The sequence below is a fragment of the Bradyrhizobium diazoefficiens genome (assembly GCF_016612535.1).
Classification (GTDB): domain Bacteria; phylum Pseudomonadota; class Alphaproteobacteria; order Rhizobiales; family Xanthobacteraceae; genus Bradyrhizobium; species Bradyrhizobium diazoefficiens_C.
In genome coordinates this window covers 2,846,248-2,869,125 of sequence record NZ_JAENXS010000002.1, presented here as the reverse complement: position 1 = coordinate 2,869,125, position 22,878 = coordinate 2,846,248, and the positions used below count along the sequence as shown (strand labels likewise).

15 protein-coding genes are annotated in these 22,878 nt (G+C 65.1%); 8 read left to right on the top strand and 7 right to left on the bottom strand.

What is annotated here, in order from left to right; translation table 11 throughout:
* The first annotated feature begins 6 nt into the window (after positions 1-6).
* Positions 7-1,293 (top strand): FAD-binding oxidoreductase, encoded by a 1,287-nt coding sequence (locus JJE66_RS30230; RefSeq protein WP_200518189.1) that lies wholly within the window; start codon positions 7-9, stop codon positions 1,291-1,293.
* A gap of 2 nt (positions 1,294-1,295) precedes the next feature.
* Here the strand turns inward: JJE66_RS30230 and JJE66_RS30225 are convergent, their stop codons facing one another.
* Positions 1,296-2,885, bottom strand: a complete 1,590-nt coding sequence (locus JJE66_RS30225; RefSeq protein WP_200518188.1) for a gamma-glutamyltransferase family protein — start codon at positions 2,883-2,885, stop codon at positions 1,296-1,298.
* Between the two features lie 91 nt (positions 2,886-2,976).
* On the opposite strand from JJE66_RS30225, the gene JJE66_RS30220 reads away from it, so the two are divergent.
* Positions 2,977-3,750: an enoyl-CoA hydratase-related protein gene (locus tag JJE66_RS30220; RefSeq protein ID WP_200518187.1), complete on the top strand. Its 774-nt coding sequence runs from the start codon at positions 2,977-2,979 to the stop codon at positions 3,748-3,750.
* Positions 3,751-3,925: 175 nt separating this feature from the next.
* On the opposite strand, the gene JJE66_RS30215 is transcribed toward JJE66_RS30220, so the two are convergent.
* On the bottom strand, positions 3,926-4,108 hold the full coding sequence (locus JJE66_RS30215) for a hypothetical protein (RefSeq protein WP_200518186.1): 183 nt from the start codon (positions 4,106-4,108) through the stop codon (positions 3,926-3,928).
* Between the two features lie 9 nt (positions 4,109-4,117).
* The gene (locus JJE66_RS30210) at positions 4,118-4,351 is read right to left on the bottom strand and encodes a DUF6894 family protein (protein ID WP_200518185.1); all 234 of its coding nucleotides are present in this window, start codon (positions 4,349-4,351) and stop codon (positions 4,118-4,120) included.
* A gap of 206 nt (positions 4,352-4,557) precedes the next feature.
* Here JJE66_RS30210 and JJE66_RS30205 point away from each other — a divergent pair, with 206 nt between their 5' ends.
* The 3 genes from JJE66_RS30205 to JJE66_RS30195 all read left to right on the top strand — a co-directional run bounded on the left by JJE66_RS30205 (position 4,558) and on the right by JJE66_RS30195 (position 8,680).
* Positions 4,558-6,630 (top strand): PQQ-dependent sugar dehydrogenase, encoded by a 2,073-nt coding sequence (locus JJE66_RS30205; RefSeq protein ID WP_311979976.1) that lies wholly within the window; start codon positions 4,558-4,560, stop codon positions 6,628-6,630.
* Positions 6,587-7,528 carry an SMP-30/gluconolactonase/LRE family protein gene (locus JJE66_RS30200; protein ID WP_200518183.1) on the top strand — a complete coding sequence of 314 codons (942 nt, stop codon included), beginning with the start codon at positions 6,587-6,589 and terminating at the stop codon, positions 7,526-7,528. The genes JJE66_RS30205 and JJE66_RS30200 overlap by 44 nt, the downstream gene beginning before the upstream one ends.
* Before the next feature lie 126 nt (positions 7,529-7,654).
* Positions 7,655-8,680, top strand: a complete 1,026-nt coding sequence (locus JJE66_RS30195) for a histone deacetylase family protein (protein ID WP_200518182.1) — start codon at positions 7,655-7,657, stop codon at positions 8,678-8,680.
* Positions 8,681-8,755: 75 nt separating this feature from the next.
* Here the strand turns inward: JJE66_RS30195 and JJE66_RS30190 are convergent, their stop codons facing one another.
* The 4 genes from JJE66_RS30190 to JJE66_RS30175 form a co-directional block, all read right to left on the bottom strand.
* Positions 8,756-9,736 (bottom strand): LLM class flavin-dependent oxidoreductase, encoded by a 981-nt coding sequence (locus tag JJE66_RS30190; protein ID WP_200518180.1) that lies wholly within the window; start codon positions 9,734-9,736, stop codon positions 8,756-8,758.
* Entirely contained in the window at positions 9,733-10,464 is a 732-nt protein-coding gene (locus tag JJE66_RS30185; RefSeq protein ID WP_200518178.1) for a 4'-phosphopantetheinyl transferase superfamily protein, read from the bottom strand. The genes JJE66_RS30190 and JJE66_RS30185 overlap by 4 nt, the downstream gene beginning before the upstream one ends.
* A gap of 231 nt (positions 10,465-10,695) precedes the next feature.
* Positions 10,696-10,860, bottom strand: coding sequence for a hypothetical protein (locus JJE66_RS30180; RefSeq protein WP_200518174.1), 165 nt, complete (start codon positions 10,858-10,860; stop codon positions 10,696-10,698).
* A 142-nt stretch (positions 10,861-11,002) separates the two neighbouring features.
* The gene (locus JJE66_RS30175) at positions 11,003-17,434 is read right to left on the bottom strand and encodes a non-ribosomal peptide synthetase (RefSeq protein ID WP_200518167.1); all 6,432 of its coding nucleotides are present in this window, start codon (positions 17,432-17,434) and stop codon (positions 11,003-11,005) included.
* 136 nt (positions 17,435-17,570) lie between these two features.
* On the opposite strand from JJE66_RS30175, the gene JJE66_RS30170 reads away from it, so the two are divergent.
* The 3 genes from JJE66_RS30170 (at position 17,571) to JJE66_RS30160 (ending at position 22,872) form a co-directional block, all read left to right on the top strand.
* Positions 17,571-21,035 (top strand): AAA family ATPase, encoded by a 3,465-nt coding sequence (locus tag JJE66_RS30170; protein WP_200518165.1) that lies wholly within the window; start codon positions 17,571-17,573, stop codon positions 21,033-21,035.
* Positions 21,032-21,826, top strand: a complete 795-nt coding sequence (locus tag JJE66_RS30165) for a protein-L-isoaspartate O-methyltransferase (RefSeq protein WP_200518163.1) — start codon at positions 21,032-21,034, stop codon at positions 21,824-21,826. Before JJE66_RS30170 ends, JJE66_RS30165 begins: the two co-directional genes overlap by 4 nt.
* Positions 21,827-21,921: 95 nt before the next feature.
* A complete protein-coding gene (locus tag JJE66_RS30160) occupies positions 21,922-22,872 on the top strand; it encodes a DUF6492 family protein (RefSeq protein ID WP_200518161.1) in 951 nt (316 codons plus the stop codon).
* The last annotated feature ends 6 nt before the right edge of the window (positions 22,873-22,878 follow it).

Below are 22,878 nucleotides of genomic sequence, written 5' to 3'. Positions count from 1 at the left end.
TTTTCCATGAACGCGCGCCTGCCACTGCCGCCCTCGCTTTATGCCGACACTGCCGTTGCGCCGATTGCCACACCGCCGCTCGACGTCGACAAGACCGTTTCCGTCGCGATCGTCGGTGGCGGCTATACCGGCCTGTCGACCGCGCTGCATCTCGCCGAGCAGGGCGTCGAGGCGCTGGTGCTAGAGGCGCAGGAGCCAGGCTGGGGCGCGTCAGGCAACAATGGGGGCCACACCAATCCCGGTTTGAAGCACGATCCCGATCAGATCGAGGCTGATTTCGGCGCTGAGCTGGGCCGCCGCATGATCGATTTCTCCTACGGCACCACGAACTTCACGCACGATCTGATCCGCCGTTACCAGATTCCGTGCGAGGCGCGGCAGAACGGCACGTTGCGCGCGGCTTATCACGAGGCCAGCGCTACGGCGATCGAGAGCACGGCGCAGCAATGCATCCGCCGCGGCATGCCGGTGTCGTATCTGAGCCGCGAACAGCTGCGCGAGATGACCGGCACCGGCCGCTATCTCGGTGCGATGCTGGACACCCGCGGTGGCGACCTCCATCCTCTCAGCTACGCCCGTGGCCTCGCACGCGCGGCCATTTCGGCAGGCGCGAAAGTCCATGGCGAGACGCCCGCGCTATCGCTCCGCCGCGACGGCAGCCGCTGGCGCATCGAGACTCCGCGCGCGGTCGTGCACGCCGACAAGGTCCTGCTCGCGACCAACGGTTTCACCGATGATCTCTGGCCGGCGCTTCGCCGCACCATCGTGCCGGTGTTTTCGTCGATCGCCGCCACTGCGCCGCTCTCCGACGACGTCGCCCGCTCGATCATGCCGACGCGCCCGGTGCTCTACGAGAGTGGCCACATCACCGTATACTACCGCATCGATCAGCAGAACCGCCTGCTGATGGGCGGACGCGGCCCGATGCGCTGGATCAAGTCGCCGTCGGACGTGGCGTATCTCATGCGCTATGCCGAACGGCTGTGGCCGCAGCTCAATGGCGTCGCCTGGACCCACGGCTGGAACAGCCGGCTCGCCATCACCAAGGATCATTATCCGCACGTGCATGAGCCGGCGGACAACATCCTGATCTCGCTCGGCTACAATGGCCGCGGCGTCGCGCTTTCGACCGCGATGGGCGCCCAGCTCGCCCGCCGTCTGATCGGCGGCGCCAAGGCCGAGATCGACATGCCCGTGACCGGCATCAAGCCGATCCCGATGCACGCGTTCTGGCCGGTCGGCGTGACGACCGCGGTGATGACGGGGCGCGTGCGGGATCGGCTGGGGATCTAGCCTCAGCTCTCCGCCACTGCGTCGGCCCAGGGCTGGAAGATCTCGACCGCGCCGGAATTCGTATCGCCGTCGCGCATCACAACGCTCGGGCAGGCGAACTTCATCGGCAGGGTCTGCACCGGCGCTTCCTTGTAGTCGAAGCGCGCGGCGAGCGCCTTGCGCGTATCCGCCGGCAGGCGCGTGTCGCCGAGCACGAGCGCGCCTTCGCTGGCGTCGATGCGCGGCTGGTGGATGGCGGCATCGAGGTCCATGCCGAAATCCATCGCAAACGAAACAAGCTGCATCACCGACGGCAGGATGCGGCGGCCGCCGGAGGCGCCGACCGCGAGGCGCTTGCCGTCCTGGGTCTCGGCGATAACAGGCGTGTAGTTGGTGAGGCAGCGCTTGCCGGGAGCGAGCGAGTTGGTGGTGCCCGGCACCGGATCGAACCACATGATGCCGTTGTTCATGGGAATGCCGGTGTGCGGCGTCACATATTTCGAGCCGAAGGATGACAGCAATGTCTGCGTCACCGCGGCGATGTTGCCGTGGCGGTCGACGACGGAGAAATGCGTGGTGCAGGCCGGCGCCAGATATTCTGCGCCGAGCGAACGCTTGCCGTCGGCGTCGCCCATGTCCTTGAGCCGCTCGCGATAGGCTTCCTGCAAGGCGAGCGCATATTCGGCATAGGCGACCGCATCCGGCGAGCTGGCCGGCTTCAAATTCTGCTGCAACAGGCGCAGCGCATGCGCCAGCGTCGGTCCGGCGGTGAGCTCGGGGGTCGCGAGCACCTTGCCGCCGCGATAGGGGATCGCCAGCGGCTCCCGCAGATGTGCGCGGAAGGCGGCGAGATCCTCGACCGACAGCGAGCCGCCATCGGCCTTGATATCGGAGGCGATGCTTTTGGCGAGATCGCCCTGATAGAAATCGCGTGGCCCGGCTTCGGCGAGGTGCAGCAGCGTCGCTTTCAACGCATCCTGCGGCAGCCGCGTCTCGGCCGTGATGCTCCAGGGCGAGCTCGGCGGCAGGCCGTCCTTCAAAAATGCCGCTGCGCTCGCGGGATAGCGCCGAAGATCCACCGCCGCGCCCGCGATCGTCAGCGAGGTCCACCAATCCACCAGCAGGCCTTCGCCGGCGATCTTCGCAGCCGGCTCGACCAGGTCTTTCCACGGCATCCTGGCGTGGCGACGGTGCGCCTCCTCCATGCCGGCGACGACACCGGGCACCGCGATCGCGGCCGGACCGTGAACGTTGCGATCGTCCTTTACCCGCGGCCACGGAAACAGGTCGGAAGCGATGCGGTCTCCGGTGATGGGGTAATCGGCGGCGCGAACGCTTTGTGGGGCGCTCATGCCATAGTCGATCACTTGGTAACGATTTTCCCTGGCGCGGTAGAGCACCATTGCGCCGCCACCGCCGATGCCGCTGTTCCAGGGCTCCAGAACGTTCAACGCAAAAGTGGTCGCCACGATCGCGTCGACGCAGTCGCCGCCCGCCGCCAGCACCTGCGCTCCGACCTCGGCCGCCCGACGCGATTGCGAGGCGACAATGCCGCCCTTGGATGTGACGGCGGGTTTGCGGACGATTTGGTTGAGGCTGAACTGGTGAGGCATGATGTCGTTCTGTGTCTTCGCTGATCGTTGCTTCGTGCGCGCGGACAATGGCACATTGGCTTCAACGAGAACATCCACGGGGAGGAACGACATGGCAGGTGTGAAACAGGCGCGGGATGGCGCGGTCGGAATCCTGACGCTCGACGAACCGGCAAGCCTGAACGCAATGACGCCTGACCTGCTCGGCGCGCTCGCCTCAGGGGTCGCCGAAATGACGGCGGACGAGGATGTCCGCGCCCTGGTCCTGACCGGTGCGGGACGCGGTTTCTGCTCGGGCCAGAATTTGAAGGCGTCGGGGGCGCTCGGCGAGGATCTCGCGGCCGGCGTGATGCGTTTCTACTGGCCGGCGTTCAAGGCACTGCGCGAATGCCGCGTGCCCGTTGTCGTCGCCGTGAATGGCGTCGCTGCGGGCGGCGGATTCAGTCTCGCCATGGCCGGCGACATGATTGTCGCAGCGCGTTCGGCAAATTTTATTCAAGTCTTCAGCCGCATCGCCCTGGTGCCCGATCTCGGCTCGACCTGGCTGTTGCCACGGCTGATTGGCCGGCAGCGCGCACTCGAGCTGATGTTGCTGAACGAACCGCTCACGGCCGAACGCGCCCAGGAGATCGGCCTGGTGCGGCAGGTCGTCGACGATGAGCAGCTGATGGAAGCGGCGTTGACACTGGCGCGCCGCCTGGCCGACGGCCCGACCCGCGCTCTGGTTGCGACCCGTGCTCTGGTCGAAGAGAGCGAGCACACGAGCTACGAGGCGCAGTTTCGCCGCGAGATCGAGCTTCAGGCCACGATCCGCACAAGCGCCGATGCGATCGAAGGCCGCAAAGCCTTCGTCGAGAAGCGCAAGGCGAAGTTTACCGGGCGGTGACCCAGTCTCCGCGCCGTCATGGCCGGGCATAGGCGTCCTAAGGACGGCGTCGCTTCCGCTCGCCTACGTCCCGGCCATCCACGTTCTTCTGCGCTGGAGGCAAAGACGTGGATGCCCGGGACAAGCCCGGGCATGACGAGTTGAGAGACCGATCAGTTGGAAAGCAGCGGAGGCGCTATGCTCGGAGCCCGCGGTTGAGCCGGCTGGCCTGATATTTGGCGTGCCATTTCGGGCCCGGGCCGCGCATGTAGTGCAGCTCGGGGCGGTAGGGATTGCCCGCGATCCGCACCAGCTTCTGCCATTTGGTGGCGACGAAGGTGAGGGGATGGCGGAGCAGGCTCAATGAAGCGAACAGCATGGCATCACCTCAATGCGGCTTGCCGAGCATGGCGGTGAAGGGGAGATCGAAGATCTCCTCGCCGTCGTCGTCGCTGATATGGATCACCCAATCACGCCAATCCTCGGCGCCGGGCGTCTCGATCATCGAACGCATGATCTGGGCGGCGCGGTCGCGCGCTTCGGTCAGGTTGGCGACTGCCGTGCCGCAGCGATCGATCAGCGTGCCTTCGGCATTCGAGCAGTGGAAATACATCTGAACCATACACGCCTCCTCTGGAAAGCGATTTGGACGGCATATCGATACCATCCGAAATGAGCGGAAAATATTCGGGCCAAGCCCGGTAAGGGAATCTACGGAGATTGGTCGGCACCACGAGCCCTGCGGGTTTGATCACAGGCGGGTGATGTTCAACTGGACGGCGCCTGCACGGCATGGAACAACCTTCGACCGAAAGTCGGGGGGCCGCTGTGAATCATCTTACATTCCAGGATGGACGCCGAAGCTTGTGCGTGGGTGTTGTCGTCTTCGCGGCGGTCCTGCTCGGCTTTGGCTCACTGGCTGCGTCCGATCCCGTGAGGAAAAGCGGCTACACGCTGGGAACGGAGACCTGCGGCAGCGGCGATCTCGCCTTTCCCAAGGTCCAGATCGACATGAAGGGCGGCTTTTGCGCCGGCCTCGTCGCCAGCGAAGAGGACCGTTTGAAATTTCCGCGGTCGATCATCCAGATCCCCGGTCATGACCTCTTCGTGGTCGCCGACATGGGCGGCTGGGGCCACACCGATGGCCGGCTGCTGCTGCTCGATCCCCACGCCAGCGGCCAGCGATTCAAGGAACTCCTGACCGGGGTCGAATATCCCTTCGGCCTCGCCATCGGTCCGGACAAGAAGCTCTACGCTTCGACCGCCGAGACCATCTTCCGGTTCGATCCGCTCGCGGACAATTCGCGCAGCACGGTCGAGACCATCATCCGTCACATGCCGGGCCGCCGCATCACGCTGCCCGATGGAACGAAACTCGACGAGAGCGCGCATCCGCTCAAGCAGTTCGTATTCGACAGGAATGGGCGGCTGTTCGTGAATGTCGGCGCCCACAGCGACGATTGCATCACGCCGGCGCCGATCACGAAACCTTGCGCGGCGGCTGAGGGCCCCTCCGCCATGGCCGCGATCTGGCTGTTTACGCCGCCCTCGGGCGGCGTCTTCCCGGCATTGAAGCCTGGCGATACCGACCCGCCGCACATTGTCTATGCGCGTGGCTTGCGCAATTCGATGGCGCTGGCGCTGCATCCGAACTTTCCCGATGCCGGCTATGCGTTCCTGCAAAGCGAGAACGGCCGTGACCTGCCCGACATCTTCAAGCCGAACGAGGAGATCAACGCCATCGAGCAGGGCAGGCATTATGGCTGGCCCTATTGTTTTGACGTGTCGACGCCGAGTCCCGAGTTCAAACGCGTGCTGCAATCGGGCACCTACAAGTCGCTCTGCACGGCGAACGCTCTCTACAAGCAACCGTTCTCGTTGATGCCGCCCCACGGTGCGCCGCTCGCGATGTTGTATTATCACGGGACCAAGTTTCCGGAGCTCGAAGGCAAGCTCCTGGTCAGCCTGCACGGTTATCGCCCGACCGGGAGTCGAGTCCTCGTCTACGACGTCGACGACCATGGTTTCCCAAAGCCGAGCCCGGCACCGGTGCGCTACCACGTCAGTTGCGCGGCCGATCCGACGCGCAGTTTTCAGACCGATTCCGGCGAGGTTGCGGCGGCGCCGTTCGAGGAGCTGATTGCCGGCTGGCATCGCGTCAACGGTGCGCGGCCGCAAGGCGCGCCGGTCGGCATGACGGTCGCGGAGGATGGCGCGATCTGGCTGGTCGAGGACAAGAACCAGACGATCATCCGCATCGATCGCGCCGCGGGCGATCCACCGGCGCCGCTGCCCTGCGACACCCGCAGCCAAGCTCTGATCGACCAACTCGCCGCCTTCGTCGCCAAGGACGCGCAGAACAAGATCCGGCTCACCACGGTGCGCAAGGGCCTGGTCGAAAAGCACTGCGTCGGCTGCCATGCCGATTTTGGCCTGAAGGCAGGTCAGACAGATGCAGACAAGGACGCGACCGTGCTCCGCTTCATGCTGTCGCAGGACGGCTGGATCTATCCGGGTGATCCCGACTCCGGCAAGCTGCGCACGCGGCTGCGCGGCATCGGCGCGGAGAAGCTGATGCCGCCCGGCGGCGAGGGCCTGCCGAAGACCGAGCCCGGCTATGCGGCTCTGCTCAATATCGCGGACCTGCTCGTTGCAAAGATGGTTCCGGGCACACCGATGCGCGTCAAGCTGGGCCTGCCGCAGCGCAAATTCCTTGGCAAGGCGAACAAGGAATGCGGCGAAACACCGGCCGCCAAGGTCGTCGTCGTGACACAAAGGAACGCTGTAGACAAACCGGGCTTCAGCCGATTTTTCCGGCCGGCCGATCCTTATTTGAATGGCGAGTGCAGCGACGACGATGGCTATTACATCCGGCAGGAATTTCTGGTGCCTGTGCAGTAGCATTTTGCTTATCGTCGCGACGCCTCCGGCCGCAGCCGAAACGAAGCTGTTCGAAAGCGTGCAGGTCACGCCCGCCGATGAATATACACACGGTATCGAAGGGCCTGCCGCCGATCTCGACGGCAATCTCTTCGTCGTTAATTTCGGCAAGCCCGGCACCATCGGCAGATTACCCGCGGGCGGTACGGCCTCGGAAGCCTTCACGGCGCTCCCCGAAGGCAGCGTCGGCAACGCCATTCGTTTCGATCGCAACGGCACCATGTTCATCGCCGATTACAAAAAGCACAATATCTTCGCGATTCCGAAAGGCGGCACCGAGCTCGCGATCTGGTTTCACTCCGACGAGATGAGCCAGCCCAACGACATCACCGTCGCCCGCGACGGCACGATCTATGCGAGCGATCCGAACTGGAAGGGGCGGGAAGGCCATATCTGGCGCATGGCGAAAGCCGCCGACGGTGTGGTGCAGGGACAGGTCATGTCGTCGCCGCGCGCGATGGGGACCACCAACGGCATCGATCTCAGCCCGGACGGCAAGACGCTCTATGTCGGCGAATCCAGCAGCGGTCAGGTCTGGTCCTACACCATCGCTGGCAACGCGCTCACGGACCCAAAACTCGTCAAGGCATTTCAGCCCGACACCATCGACGGCTTGCGTACCGATGTCAGCGGCCGCCTCTACATTGCCCGCATTCTCAAGGGCTCGATCGCGCTGATGAAGCCCAATGGCGCGGTCGAGCGCGAGATCGTGCTGAACGGCAAGGAGCCGACCAATCTCGCCTTCGGCGGCAGCGACGGCAAGACCGTTTTCGTCACGCAGCGCCAGGGCGGCTTCATCGAATCCTTCCGGACCGACCAGCAGGGTCGCGAGCACTGTCTCCAGCGCGGCCGCTGCTGAACTTCACGGGCGATCTGCTTCCGGCGCAGGGCGGCTCGGCATTGGCGGCACTCTTCTTGCTTGCATCTGGCCGCCGCGGAGATCAAGACATCTGTGGCACCGTTAAAAGCGACCACGGAGTGTTGAGTGAAAGCCGTCCATACCGAACTGCACCGCAGCCATGATCCGCAATTCTTCCTGGTTCGCGGTGTCGTCAAGCGCACCACCGAGCAGCCCGAGCGCGCCGATCGGTTGCTCAAGGGATTGAAGGACGGCAAGCATCAACTGGTCGAGCCGAGCAAATTCGGCCAGGGCCCGCGGGCGCGCATTCACAGCCCGGAATATCTGTCGTTCCTGAGCGAAGCCTGGGACGCCTGGACAGCGCTCGGCGATTCCGGCCCGGAGATGATCGGCAACATTCATCCCGTGCGGCACGCCGCAACCTATCCAACCCACATCGTCGGCAAGCTTGGCTGGCACACCGCCGATACCGCGGCACCGATCGGCCCGGGCACCTGGGCCGCGGCGTGTGCCGCCACCGACGTTGCGGTCACGGCGGCGCAGATGGTGATGGACGGCGAGGATGCGACCTACGCGCTCTGCCGTCCGCCCGGCCATCACGCCTATCGCGATATGGCCGGCGGCTTCTGCTTTCTCAACAACAGCGCGATCGCGGCAGCCCATCTGCGGCTCAAGCACGAGCGCGTGGTGATCCTCGACGTCGACGTCCATCACGGCAACGGCACGCAAGGCATCTTTTACGCGCAGCCGGATGTCTACACGATCTCGATCCACGCCGATCCGATCGCCTATTATCCGTATGTGTGGGGCTATGCGCATGAGCGCGGCGAAGGTCCCGGCCTCGGCGCCAATCTCAACATCCCGCTGCCGATCGGCACCGGCGATGACGGTTACATCCAGGCGATGGGTGTCGCGCGCCAAGCGATCGAATCCTTTGCGCCCGGCGCGCTCGTGATCGCGCTCGGCCTCGATGCGTCCGAGCACGATCCGCTGAAGGGCCTCGCCGTCACCACGCCCGGCTTCCGCCGCATCGGCCAGGCCATCGCGAGGATGGGCCTGCCGACCGTGTTCGTGCAGGAGGGTGGCTATCTCTCGGATATTCTCGGCGCGAATCTGACCTCGGTGCTGGCGGGATTTGAAGAGGCAAGGTGAGACCTCTCTTCACCTCTCCCCGCGCTTGTCCCGGCGAAGCCATAGCGAAAGCGGATGCGCGGGAGGGAGAAAAACTCAAAACATCCCGCTGGCCTTGAGCGCCTTGCAGACGTGCTGCATCTCAGTCTCGTCGGCGACCATGTCGAGCATGATCGTGGTGAGGCCCTTCGCGGCAAAATCCTTCAACTTCGCACCGATCTCGGCGTAGCTGCCGACGAGATAGGGGCAGTCGGCCTGGAAGGTGAGGTACGGCAGCAGCCAGTAGCCATTGTCGGCGAGCTCGCCGCTTTGGCCCTCAAAGAGCCGCCGCTTCCAGACGGAATCTGAGTTCTCCACCGTGAGCGCAAGCAGTTCTCGGTCATCAGGGTTGTCGCGGAAGCGGGCCTTCGCAGCCTGTCGCGCCTCGCAGCTGCTCTCGCGCGCGAAGATGCCAAAATTCATTCCGGGCGCGTTGAGACCGCGATCGAGATCGGGCGGCAGCATCTGCATCTTGACGCAGCCGGTCTCCTCTGCGACGCGTTGTGCCGCGTGCGATTGCCCCGCGATCAGGAATTCCGGCATCAACTCCGCCGGCAGGTGCGGCCGCAGTTGCAGATTGCTGGCGCGGTAGAACCGGCCCTCGACATTGACCGGGCGCGGGCTCGAAAGCAATTGGCGCATGATCGCGACGAACTCGCCGAGGCGGACATAGCGGTCGGCATGCGGGTGCTCGTCGCCGAGCCCCTGCAGATCACTGACCGCAGTCCCCGTGATCATGTTGAGATAGACCTTGCGGCTGTAGAGCTGGGCAAAGGACGAAACGAACTTCGCTGCCGTGAACGGATGCATGTAGACCGGATTGACGGCGATCAGCGGCGAGGATCGCGTCGTCGCAGCGACGATGTGCTGCGCCATGGCCCAGGGCTCGACGAACACGTCGTTGCCTTCGAACAGCAGGATGCCTTCGAAGCCATTGCGATCGGCGAACTCTGCCACCCGCATCAGCTCGCCGACATATGTCTTGGGATCGCGGTTGCGCGAGATTGCCGGAAAGACGCGCAGCCGCGCGGGAATCATTCCGCCGCTTCCTGGAGCGGCCAGGCGTTGCGGGTGATGCGAAGGCCGCCAGCCGCGCGGGAGCCGTCGGCGATCGCCAGGCGATGCGAGGGCGAGGGCGAACACAGCGAGAAGCGCCAGCCCGCTGGATCGTTGGCAATATCGGGCTTGAAGCTGATCTCGATCGCCTCCCGCGACACCTGCATGGCGAACGCGTCGAGCGGCAGATTGAGCCCAAAGCCCCTGGCCTTCAGATAGGCCTCCTTCAGCGTCCAATAGTCGAAGAAGCGCTCGATCGCGGCTGGCTCCGGCAGACCGCGCAGCGTCTCGACCTCTTCCGGCGCAAAGAAGCGGAGCGCGGTCGATAGCGGTGCGACGCGCCGCGACACAGTCTCGACGTCGACGCCGACGGTCTCGTGCCTCGACACCACGCAAGCGACGCACCCATCGGCGTGGGACAGGCTGAAATGCAACGCTGTCGCGCTCGCAGGCGCTGCGACAAAGGGCCGCCCGTAGTGGCCGGTCGAAAACGACCAGTCGGTGGGGGCGACATCGGGATCTGCGTGCGAGAGCGCCAGGCGCAACATCGCGTGTGCGAAGATATATTGCCGCCGATGCCGCTCGAACATGAAGCGATCGGCGCGTTTCCGCTCGTCGACCGAGAGCAGCCGCCGGCACGCGTCGGCCGCGCCTGGCGTGTCAATGCTCCCGATCAACCCGACAAACAGTTCAATTCCGTCGTCTGCCATCAAATGGGCCCATAACGTCAGGCGGAGGCCAAATCCGGCCCTGACCGAAAGAATCAACCGAACAGGAAACAACTGAGCGGACTGCTTCTAGCGGTCCACCCGGGCAAATTCTTGTCGATTGCTGGCCGGTTTACAGGCGCAAGCTTGTGCGAGACCCCAACTCGACAGGCGAGCGGCCCAAATTCGAAAAGCGAAGCCTGAAGACTCGTGCGACGTCCCGGCTGACGAGTCTTACTTTTTCTTCTTGGCTTTCTTGCCGCCCAGCGTCGAGAGGCTGGCATCGACGTCCTTCAGTGCGGACTGAAGCTTCTTCTTCTCACTCGTGAGCAGCTTTTGCAGGGCCTTGCGGTCCTTGTCGCTCAGCGAGGTACCCTTGGTAAATTTGATGAAACCCATAACAAACTCCCCCGGTTCGAAAAATAATAGTCCAAATCGAAACGTGATAATCTTGCGCGGCAGCGCCCAAATAATCAAGATGCAACTTGATCATTCACAGCTTTGGCGAGTGAACTCCTATTCGCCGGGCTTGTACAGCCGGTCATGCCGCCTTGCGAGCGAGCAATCGGTCGAGCGGCGTGTTGGGTTGGGCGACTGCAGCCACCAGCAGCGAGACGAGATCTTCCATCCACGTGCCAGCTGTGTCGCCGTCGAGCAGTTCCTCCTTGTAATTGCACGAACCCGTGATCCCGGTCGGGCGCTCCTTGAGCATCAACGACAGCCAGGTCGGGTCGACCGGCAGCACCGGCTGGCCCTCGCGCGCGACGTTTCCGGTCGACTGCACCGTGACATTGGGCAGATCGAGCGGCTGGCGCAGTGGATTTTGCAGCGTGAAATAGACCTGGAGCAGCGAGGCCGGATCGATGCCCTCCTGCTCCAGATGGTCGGCCAGGATGTTGAACGGCAGCTCCTGCCGCGCATGCGCATCGAGCACGCTTTGGCGCACCCGGCCCAGGGCCTGCGCGAACGAGAGATCCGGCGTGATTCGGCTGCGGATGATCACGGTGTTCTCGAATGGGCCGACGATCCGGTCGGTGTCGGGCTGGGCGCGGTTGGCCATGGCGGTAGCGACCGAAATGTCCGTGCGCCCGGTCCGCGCCAGCAGCAGGGCCTTCAGGCCGGTGAGCAGACACATGAACAGCGTGGCGTTGTGCTGGCGCGCATAGGCCGTGAGCCGGGCGACCAGGTCGCGCTCCAGGCTGAGCGGATGATGCCCCGTGGATGCGCTCGGGCGGGCTTCGCCGTCGAACAGGGGGGCTGAACCGCGCAAATTCTCGGTCCAGTCGGCGGCCTGCCTGCGGGCCGCCTCGGTGCCACACCACCAGCGTTGCCACCGTGCGACATCGGAGAAAGCGAGCGGTAGCTTCGGCAAGGGCACCGACGGATGGCCTGCGAGTGCGGCGTAGCGGTTGGACATTTCCTCGAACAGCACGCCGACCGACCAGCCATCGGCGATGGCGTGGTGCAGCGTCAGCAGCAGGATGTGGTCCTCGGCGTGAAGCCGCAGCAGCCGCGCCCGCAGCAGCGGCGCCCGCGCGGCGTCGACCGGGGTATAGGTCTCCTGTGCGATCAGGAGCTCGATCTTCCTGAGTTCGAGGGCCTTGCGCCGCTTGTTGTTGTGGGGCCGCCCGTCGCCGATGGTCTCGACGGTCAGGACCGGGCCGAGCGTGGCAGGCGCGATGATGCGGCTGACCGGCTGCCCGCCATTCCAGCCGAATGCCGTCCGCAACGATTCGTGGCGGCGCACCATGTCGTCGATCGCCTGCGCCAGCATGCGCGGATCGATCGGGCCTTCGAGGTGGAAGGCGAAGGGCAGGTTGAACAGCGGCAGATCCGGCAGGTTCTGCTCGATCCGCATCATCTGGTCCTGCGCGATCGAGAGTGTGGGAGGCCCGTTGTCGGCCAGCCGTGGCGCACTTGTCGGAGGCTTGCGCGGTTGCGCCACCACGGCCTCGTCGACCCGCCGGGCGAGCTCTTCGATCGTCGGTGCCTCGAAGATGGTCTTGATCGGCAGCGAGACTCCAAACGCACGGGCCACGCGCGCCATCGCCTGGCCCGCCAGCAGCGAATGGCCGCCAAGGTCGAAGAAATTGTCGGTGACACCGAGGCTGTCGACCTTCAGCAGATCGATCCAGATGTCGGACAGGACCTTTTCGGTGAAACGGCGGGCCGGCACGACGGTTTCCGTCCCGGCGGCCTCCTGTTGTGCGGGGGCCAGCAGGGCGGAGCGATCCACCTTGCCGTGGGCATTGAGCGGAACCTGATCCAGGAACAGGAATGCCGACGGGATCGCATGGCCCGGCAGCCGGCTTTTGAGGAAGTCGCGCAGTTCGCTGGCGCTGATCTGGCTGCCGGCCCTGGCAACGACATGGGCGATCAGCCTGACATCGCCGTTGGCGTCGCGGCGCGGCTCGACGATGCCGGCGCGCACGCTGTCGTGGTCGGCAAGCGCAGCCTCGATCTCCTTGAGCTCGATGCGGTAGCCGCGGACCTTGACCTGAAGGTCGGCGCGGCCGAGGCCTTCGATCGTTCCGTCGGCGCGGCGGCGGGCGAGGTCGCCGGTGCGGTATAGCCGCGCGCCTTCGCGGCGCGCGAATGGATCGGGGATGAAGCGCTCTCGGTTTTGCGCGGGGTCGTTGATATAGCCGCGGCCAATTCCGGCGCCGCCGATGCAGAGCTCGCCAACGACGCCGATCGGCTGCGGCTCCAGATTCGGATCGAGCACGTAGAGCTGGGTGTTCGGCAAAGGGGCGCCGATGGGAACATTGACCGTCGCCGCATCCGGCGCCTTGGTCAGCCGGTGCAGGGAGACGTCGTCGGAACATTCCGAGGCGCCATAGGCGTTGATGAGCGGCACCTTCGGGCAGCGGGCGAACCAGCCGCGGCAGAGGTCGACCGGCAGTGGCTCGCCAGTCGAGATCAGGAGCCGCAGCTTCGCGAATGCGCGCAGAATCTCCGCCTCGTCGAGGCGTTCGAGGATCACCCGGAGCAGCGAGGGGACGATCTCGAGCACCGTGATGCCCTCGCGTTCGATCTCCTGCGCCAGCAGCATGGGGTCCTGCACGACCGCATTGCCGCAGATATGGACGCGCGCGCCGACCATGGGACCGGCGAGGAACTGCCAGACCGAGATGACAAAACTCTGCGGTGCGGTCTGCGCGATCACATCCTTGGCTGTGAGGCCGAGCTCGGCGATGAGTGACGCCAGATGGTTCGACAGCCCGCGCTGCTCGATCATGACGCCCTTCGGCGCGCCGGAGGAGCCGGACGTATAGATGAGATAGGCAAGGCTCGCGCCGGCGCGTGGCGCCGCGCGGGCCGGCTTGGTCGCTTTGAGCGCGATTGCATCCTCAATCTCGGCAACCTGGATACGCGCAACCAGCGGTTCGAGCAGCGCCTCGACCATGGCGGATCGTGCCCGCCCCGTCAGCAATACCGTCGCGCAGCTCGATCCGAGGATGGTCGCGAGCCTCGCCGGTGGTTGCTCGGGATCGAGGTTCAGAAAGGCCGCGCCTGCGCGCTGCACCGCGATCATCGCGGCGAGCAGGTCGGGCCCGCGGTCCGCAAGCAAGGCGACCACGGTCTCCGCACCGACGCCTTCGCGCGTGAGCCAGCGTGCGATCGCCTGGCTGCGGCGTGCCAGCTCGCGATAACTCAGGGACAGGGGTCCATCGGATATGGCCACGGCATTCGGCGTCTTCTTCGCCTGCCGCTCGAAGCGTTCGCAGAGATTGCCGCGCGTCGTGAAATCGGCGGGCTTGCCTTTCGCTGGCAGCCGCCGGCGTTCCGCGGCGGTCAGCAGCGGCAGGCGCGAGATGCGCTGCTCGGGATTGGTGATGACCGCCTTGAGCAGGGTCTTGAACTGATCCGCCATGCCCTCGATCGTCCCCGCGTCGAACAGATCGGTGGCGTATTCGACGAAGCCGGTGAAGCGGCCGTCGGCCTCGACCAGTTCGAGCGTGATGTCGAAGCGCGCAACCTTCGGGTCGACCTCCAGCCGGCGCGTCGCCAGGCCCGGGAAGCGCGCGGCCTCGATCGATGCGTTCTGAAGGATGAACATGATCCGGAACAGCGGATTGCCGTCGGTCCGTCGCGCGATCTGCAACGCGCGTAGGACCTCCTCGATCGGAAGGTCCTGGTTGCGGTAGGCATCGAGCGTGACCCGGCGCACCCGCCGTAGCATTTCGCCGAAAGTCGGATCGCCGCCAAAATCATTGCGCAAGATCAGCGTGTTGGCAAACAGCCCAATCAGCCGCTCGCTTTCGATCTGGTTGCGGTTTGCAATCAGCGAGCCGGTCGCCACGTCCGCATGCCCGGTGTGGCGGAACAGCAAGCACTGGAAGACCGCGAGCAGCGTCATGAAGGGCGTCATGCCCTGGTTCTGGCTCAGTGCGCGAATGTCGGCGGAAAGGGTCTTGGAGAATTCGAAATAGTGACGGGCGCCGTGACCGCTCCAGACTTCAGGCCTCGGCCGGTCGGTGCGCAGCGGCAGCGTGGTGACGCCGTCGAGCTGCGTCCGCCAGTAATCGAGCTGCTCCTTTGCCGCCGGCATTTGTGCCCAGCTCTGCTGCCAGCGGGCAAAATCGCGATACTGGAAGCTAGGCGAAGGTCGTGCCGGCGCGTTTCCCTTGCGCGCGGCGGAATATTCGACGGCGAGCGCTTCCCAGAACAGCCGCTGTGACCAGCCATCGGTGACCAGGTGATGGACATTGACCACCAGCGCATGGCTGGATTTGTCAAACGAGAGCAGGGTGACCTTCAGCGGCGGTTCGCTGGCAAGATCGAACGGATATTGCGCGAGCTTGAGCGCCTCGCGCCGAACGACTGCGGCCAGCTTGTCCGCGGGGCAGGGCTTGAGTTTGATCCGCTCGAACCGCGGCGGCGTCTGCAGCACAAGCTGCACAGGCTCCCCCTCACGTTCGACGAAGACCGAACGCAGCGCCTCGTGACACGCGCAGATCGCCGCGAGGCCCGCCTGAAGCGCGGCGAGGTCGACCTCGCCCTCGAGCAGCGCGACCTCGGCCACGTTATAATTATAGCGCGTCGGATCGAGCCGCGAGAGCACATACATCCGCTGCTGCTGGAACGACAGCGGCGCGTCTCCTTCAGAGGCGTCCTGCCTCCAATCCGGCAGCGTTGGATCACGATGGGTTGTGGTCTCGAGCCGGGCGGCAAGAGCGCCGACGGTCGCGCAATCAAAGATGTCCTCGAACGAGAAGTCGACGTTGAAGCGCTCACGCAAGCGCGAGCGCATTTGCGTGATTGCGAGCGAATCCGCGCCGAGCGCAAAGACATCCTGATCGACGCCGACCTGCGGAAGCTCGAGCAGATTGGCCCAGATGTCCGCGAGCTGTGCCTCCAGTGCGGTGCGCGGCAGATGAGTCTCGTCGTCATCATGTGGCACCGAAATCAGCTCGGCCAGCGCGTTGCGCTTGACCTTGCCGCTGGCGCCCTTCGGCAGCGCCGCTACGCAGCGGATCAGGCTCGGCACCTTGTAGGCCGCGAGACGTTTACGCGCGAACTGGCGCAACTGGTTGGAGGTCGCCTCGGAATCGGTTCGCAGCACCACGACCGCGGCGACGTTCTCGCCGAGCTTTGCGTGGGGAATTGCGAATACCCCGGCCTCCAGCACCGCCGGGTGGGCCAGCAGCACCTCTTCCACCTCCAGCGGCGAGACCTTCTGGCCGCCGCGGTTGATGACGTCCTTGATGCGGCCGACGATGAAGAGATAGCCGTCGGCGTCGAGATAGCCGAGATCCCCGGTCCGGAACCAGCCGTTGCGAAACGCGGCCTGCGTCGCCGCTTCGTCATTATAATAGCCACGGCTCATGTTCGCGCCGCGCAGCATGATCTCGCCACGCGTGCCGTGCGCAAGCTCGCGGCCTGTCTCGTCCATGATTGTGATGTCCGGGCCTGCGGCGCGGCCGACCGATCCGATCTTGCGCAATTCGAACGGATTGGCGGCAATCTGCGAGGCCGCTTCGGTCATGCCGTAGGTTTCCAGCACGGGCACGCCGAACATCGCCTCCAGCCCGTTCAGGATCGCGGGCGCAAGCGAGGACGAGGCCGAGCGGATCACGCGCAGCGATGATTCGCGGGCACGGTCCGGGTTGGCTTCCGCGGCCGTTAGCAGCGCCCGATGAATGGTCGGCACCGCCGTGTACCAGGTCGGTTGCAGGTCCCGCATCCAGCCGAAGAAGGACGGCGCGTCGAAACCGGCCGTCGCGATCACGCTGGAGCCCGCGGCCAGTGCCGTCAGCAGGCCGGAGATCAGGCCGTGGGCGTGAAACAACGGCAGGACGTTGAGCAAGCGATCGTGCGGGGCGAGCGACAGCACGCGGCCGGCATTGGTAGCGGACAAGCACACATTGCGATGTGTCAGCGGCACCATTTTCGGCCGCGCCGCCGTGCCCGATGTCAGGAGGATGAACGCGTCGTCCTCAGTGCTGGCGGCGCCGCTCGAATTCGCCGGACCGACCGTCGGGCCGCTGAATTCACAGCCGCCGAGATCCGTCTCCGGTCCCGGCACGAAGTCGATCACCGCGATACCGAGCGCCCTCGCAACGTCGCGACTCGCTGAGTTCATGTCGGCCCGGGTGAGGAGTGCCGTCAGCTTCAATTCGCTGAAATAGCGCTGCAGTTCGTCCGCCGTCAGGTCGGAATTGACGGGGACGCAGGCACAGGCCGATGCGACTGCGATCAGAGCGAGCGCGCTGTCGGCCCCGCGCGGCAGTGCAACGGCAATCCGGTCGGCAGGCGCAATGCCGAGCCCTCGGAGCGTGTGGACCAGATGCCCGATCCTGGCGCCGAGCGCGCCATAAGTCAGGGGCGCTCGTCCCGGCGCGAGCAGGGCGGGTGCCGCGGGCGCCGTTCGCGCATGGAAGGCGAGAAGGCCGCCGATATCGGCAAAGGTCTCGGTTTCGGCACTGATGCCGTCCGATCTCTCTCCGGGTGCAAACTCGGACAATGCCATTCCCTTTTGATCTGATTGGGCTATTCTTCCCAAGAGTTAGGGAACGCGTCCAGTCTGAGGTGAAGTTTGGGCCCCAAAATCTGTGGTTGAGGGACCTTTAGCCCTTCGGCGGAGGGATTGTCGGGCGGGGATCACCATGCTGGAGAAAGAACCGGAGACGGAACTCGGGTTGAAGCGCTGGCTCGAGGGGGTCGGTCTCGGGCATTACACCGATCTGTTCGCGCAGCACCGCCTCGATCTCGACGTCATAGGGGATCTGACCGAGGCTGACCTTGCCGAGCTCGGACTTCCGCTGGGCGATCGCAAGCGGCTACGGCGGGCGACAGCCGCGCTGTTCCAGGCCGAGACGGCGGAGACGCCGATCGCGCCCGTGCGTCCGCAGGCCCGCGCCGAGGTCGGCGCCGAGCGACGCCAGCTCACCACCATGTTCTGCGACATGGTGGATTCCACCGCGCTCTCGGCCCAATTCGATCCGGAAGACGTTCGCGACATGATCGCGAGCTTCCGCGAGACCTGTGTGCGCGTGGTCAAGCATTACGAAGGCTTTGCCGCCCGCTTCGTCGGAGACGGCATTCTGGTCTATTTCGGCTACCCGACCGCGCATGAGGACGACGCCGAGCGTTCGGTACGCGCCGGGCTCGAGATCGTGCGGGTGCTGTCGACCGCGCGCGCGATCGAGCCGCGCGGCGCGCTCAGTCACGCGCCGGCCGTCCGCATCGGCATCGCGACCGGCCTTGTCGTGGTCGGCGACCTCGTCGGCCAGGGCACCGAAGAGCGCGATTCCGCGGTCGGCGAGACCGTCAATCTGGCCGCGCGCCTACAGGCGCTGGCGCCGCCCAACGGCGTCGTGATCTCCTCTTCGACGCAGTCATTGCTGAAGGGGAAGTTCGATTACCGCAATCTCGGCGCTCATGCGCTGAAGGGGATCTCGGAGAAGACCCAGGCCTGGCACGTCGTGCGCGCCACGCGGGTGGAGACCCGCTTTGCGGCCGCCATGGGCACGCGGCTGACCCCGCTCGTCAACCGCGAGGAGGAAATCGCGCTGCTGATGGGCCGCTGGCAGCAGGTCAAGGAGGGCGACGGCCAAGTCGTCGTCAAGTTCGGCGAGCCCGGCATCGGTAAGTCGCGCATCATCCAGGAGATCTTTGAGCGGATCGCAGGCGACCGCCACGGACAGGTCTCGTTCCAGTGCTCGCCTTATTACACCTCCACCGCTTTCTATCCGTTCGTCGAGCAGCTCAAATTCTCCCTCGGCCTCGATCGCGAGGATGCGTCCGCGCTGTCGCTGGCGAGCCTGGAGAATGCGATTGCCACCGCCCATGGCGACATCGAGCAGGTCGCACCGCTGTTTGCCGCGCTGCTGTCGATCCCGACCTGCGAGCGCTATCCACCGCTCGATTTGTCGCCGCAGCAGCAGAAGGACGCGACCGTCGCGGCGCTGGTCAACCACCTCCTGGGCCTCGCGCACGAGATGCCGCTGGTGATGGCTTTCGAGGATCTGCACTGGATCGACCCAACCTCCCGCGAGGTGATCGACCTCCTGGTCGACCGGGCGCAGAACCGGCCGATCCTGGCCATCATCACCGCGCGCTCCGAATTCCAGCCGAGCTGGAACGCGCATTCGCACATCACGACGCTGGTGCTGAACCGGCTCAGCCGGCCGTTGCGCGCGACGCTGGTCGAGCGCGTCGCGGGGCGTGAGCTTCCCAAGGAGATCGTCGAGGAGATCATCGTCAAGACCGACGGCGTGCCGCTGTTCCTGGAAGAGCTGACCAAGACGGTTCTCGAATCCAACCTCCTGACCGAACGGCACGGGCGCTACGTGCTGTCGGGCCCGTGGCGGCAGCTGGCGATCCCGGCGACGTTGACGGACTCGCTGATGGCGCGTCTGGACCGGATGGGGCCGTTCAAGCGGATCGCCCAGATCGGCGCCACGATCGGCCGCGAGTTCTCCTACGAGACGCTGCAAGCGGTCGCCAACACGCCGGCGGAGCAGATCGAGGCGGCGCTCACGCATCTCGAGGAGGCCGGGCTGATTATGCGCCGTGGTCATCCGCCCGATGCGCTCTACTCCTTCAAGCACGTGATGATCCAGAACGCGGCTCATGCGAGCCTGTTGCACAGCGAGCGGCGCAAGCTGCACGCCAGCATCGCCCAGGTGCTGGCCGAGATGTATCCGGAGAAGACCGAGCGCGAGCCGGAGCTGCTCGCCCACCATCTGACCGAGTCCGGCCAGAGCGAGGGCGCGGCGAGCTTCTGGCTCAAGGCCGGCAAGCAGGCGGCCAAGAGCGGCGCCAATCTCGAGGCGATCGGTCATCTGCGCCGCGGCTTGAGCGTCGTGCAGGCCAATGCGCGCATGCAGGGCGCCGACGAAATGGAGCTCGAGCTGCGAATTGCGCTCGGCATTGCGCTGATCGCCGCCAAGGGCTACGCGGTGCAGGAGGTCGAGGAGAACTACATCCGTGCGCTCGAGCTCGGCCAGCAGCTCGACGACGACGAAAAGGCCTTTGCCGCCACACGCGGGCTCTGGGTGTGCCATTTCATCCGCGCCGATCTCACCCGCGCACACGACCTCAGCGTCGAGTTGCTGAAATTCGCCAAGCGCGAGCGGCTGAATGAGGGGACGCAGCCGGCGCAGCAGACCGGCTATCTGATCGAGGCGCACCGCTCGATCGCGATGACCATGCTCTATCGCGGGCGCTTCGCCGCCGCGCAGCATCATCTGCACCGCTGCATCAATCTCTACAGCCCGGACCTGCACTCCGACCTGATGGAGCGTCACGGCACCGATCCCGGTGTCGTCTCGCTGTCCTATCTCGGCTATCTCCTGTGGTTCCTCGGCCAGCCCGACGCCGCGCGCCAGCACAGCGAGCAGGCGATCCTGCTGGCGGAGAAGATCCGTCATCCTTTCTCGCTCGCCTTCGCACTGGTGTTCGGCGCCTATCTCTGCCAGCATTTGCGCGATATCGAGGGTACGCGCGATCACGCCAACCGCGCCATGATCATCGCCACCGAGCACAATTTCCTGCACTGGAAGCAGCAGGCCGCGATCCTGCGTGGCTGGGCGCTGGCCCAGCTCGGCGAGGCCGACGAAGGCATCAGCCAGATGCGGTTCGGCCTCGACGAATACGAGGCGATGGATTCCTGGCTCGCTGGCTGCTGGTTCCGCTGCCTGCTCGCGGAGGCCTATGCCAAGGTCGGTATGCGCGATGCCGCCTTGCGCGCGCTGGACGGCGCGCTTGCGACCGCAAGACGGACCGGCGATCACTCCTATCTCGCCGAGGTCTATCGCCTGCAAGGCGAGATCACGTTGTCGGACGGCAATCCAGCCTCGTTGCAGGAGGCGGAGGATCTGTTCGATCTGTCGCTCGAGACCGCGCGCAAGCAGGGCGCGCTGTCCTGGGAGCTCAGAACCGCCGTCAGCCTCGCGCGGCTCTCGCATGAAGCCGGCAAGCGCGAACATGCAAGCCTTCTGCTCCTGCCGATCGTTGGCAAATTCAACGAGGGTTTCCTGACGCCGGACCTGAAGCAAGCCATGCAGCTGGTGCGCGAACTCGGTGGCGACGCACCCGTTCGTCTGCAGGGCGATCCGGCGAAATGAGCGATCTGTCCGGCGCGCGTGCGCGCTACGTCGAGCTGATTGCCAAGCGCGAACGGATTGCCTCGCAGCGCCTGCTCACAGCCCTGGCGGCGGTTCCGCGCGAAGGTTTTCTGGCGAAAGGGCCCTGGCGGATCAAGAGCGAGGCGGCGCGCAGCTACCGGCTGACACCCGACGCCGACCCGGTGCATCTCTACGACGATGTGCTGGTCGCCATCGACGCACGCCGCAAGCTCGACACTGGACTGCCGAGCCTGTGGGCGCATTTCATCGATGTGCTCGACGTCGAGGAGAAGGACCGCGTGGTCCAGATCGGTTGCGGGCTCGGCTATTTCTCGGCGATCCTGTCAGAGATCGTCGGCCCGAAGGGTCGGGTGCACGCCATCGAATGCGACGAACGGCTCGCGGCGCGCGCCGCGGCCTATCTTCGCGCCTATCGGAATGTCGAGGTCATCAACGGCGACGGATGCGCGGAGGTCGGTGGCCCGGCCGATGTCATCATCGTGCACGCCGGCTTCTCTCATCCGCATCCGATGTGGCTTCAGTCGCTCCGCCCGCGCGGCCGCCTCCTGGTGCCGCTGACGCAGCGGGATCGCGAAGGTGCCGTCCTCAGGATCACGCGCAAGGGCAAGGGATTCGAGGCCGAAGCGGTGCAGCAGATCCGGATATTCCCCGGCCAGGGCCGCGGAGTGACTGCGCTCGATGATCGCGTCGCTGATTGGTGGCAGCGAGCATCGTCGCTGGCGCCGCTACGCTTTCGCGGCATCGCGCAGGGCCTGCCGTCGGATGGCTAACGATTCGTTTCATTTTACCTTGATTGCGATTCGAAGTTTCCAAGGCCTCCCGTCGCTTGTATGAGTGGGATTCGATGGCCATTTGAGCACGCATCATGCATTCCGTTGCCCTGCTGACCGCCAGCTATGCCAAGGATATCGAGCGCTTCTCGCTGCTCAGCGAGAGCATCGACACTTGGTTGACGGGTTACACGCGGCATTATGTTCTCGTTAATGACGAGGACGTGCCGCTGTTCGAGCGGTTCGCGTCCGACAAGCGCGTCATCGTTCCGGCCTCGCGTGACCTGCCGAAATGGCTATGGGCGCTGCCGCCGGCGCTCCAGTTCATCAGCAGCCGGCGTGTCTGGCTGTCGTTGCTGTCGTCGCCTGTCCATGGCTGGCACGTTCAGCAGATCCTCAAGATCGCCGGCGTCCTCAACGCACCGGAGCAGCGCGTCTGCATTCTGGATTCGGACAATCTGTTCTTCCGCGAATTCGACATCGGCCAATATGCCGGTGCCGAGAAGACGCCGATGTTCGTCACGCGCAAGGGCATCGACGCCGACCATCCCCTGCATGTGCTGTGGCTCCGCACCATCGATCAGCTTCTCGGCATCAAGGAACGCTCGTTCCCGGCGGACGACTATGTCGGCAACGCACTGGTTTGGGACAAGGACACCGCGCGTGCGATGACCGACGCCATCAAGTCGGCGACGGGCCTGAGCTGGGCCCTGGCGCTTTGCCGGAAGAAGAAGTTCTCCGAGTATCTGCTTTACGGAAACTTCGTCGCGAACTCGCCGGAACATCTGGCGCGACATCGGGTCACCGAGGACAGCATCGCCGTCTCGCACTGGGACGATACCCGTCTCGATCGCGAGGCGATTGAAGCGCTGATGTCTACCGCATCGCCCGACCAGGTCGCGCTCTGCATCCAGTCTTATTCGTCGACTTCGATCGACGACATCCGCGACGTCTTCCGCCTGAATTCGCGCCACCGGCGCGGTCCGAGCCTGTCTCCCGACCACATGGGTGACACGACCGCATTCGAGACGCCCAAAACGCGTTAGAAGATG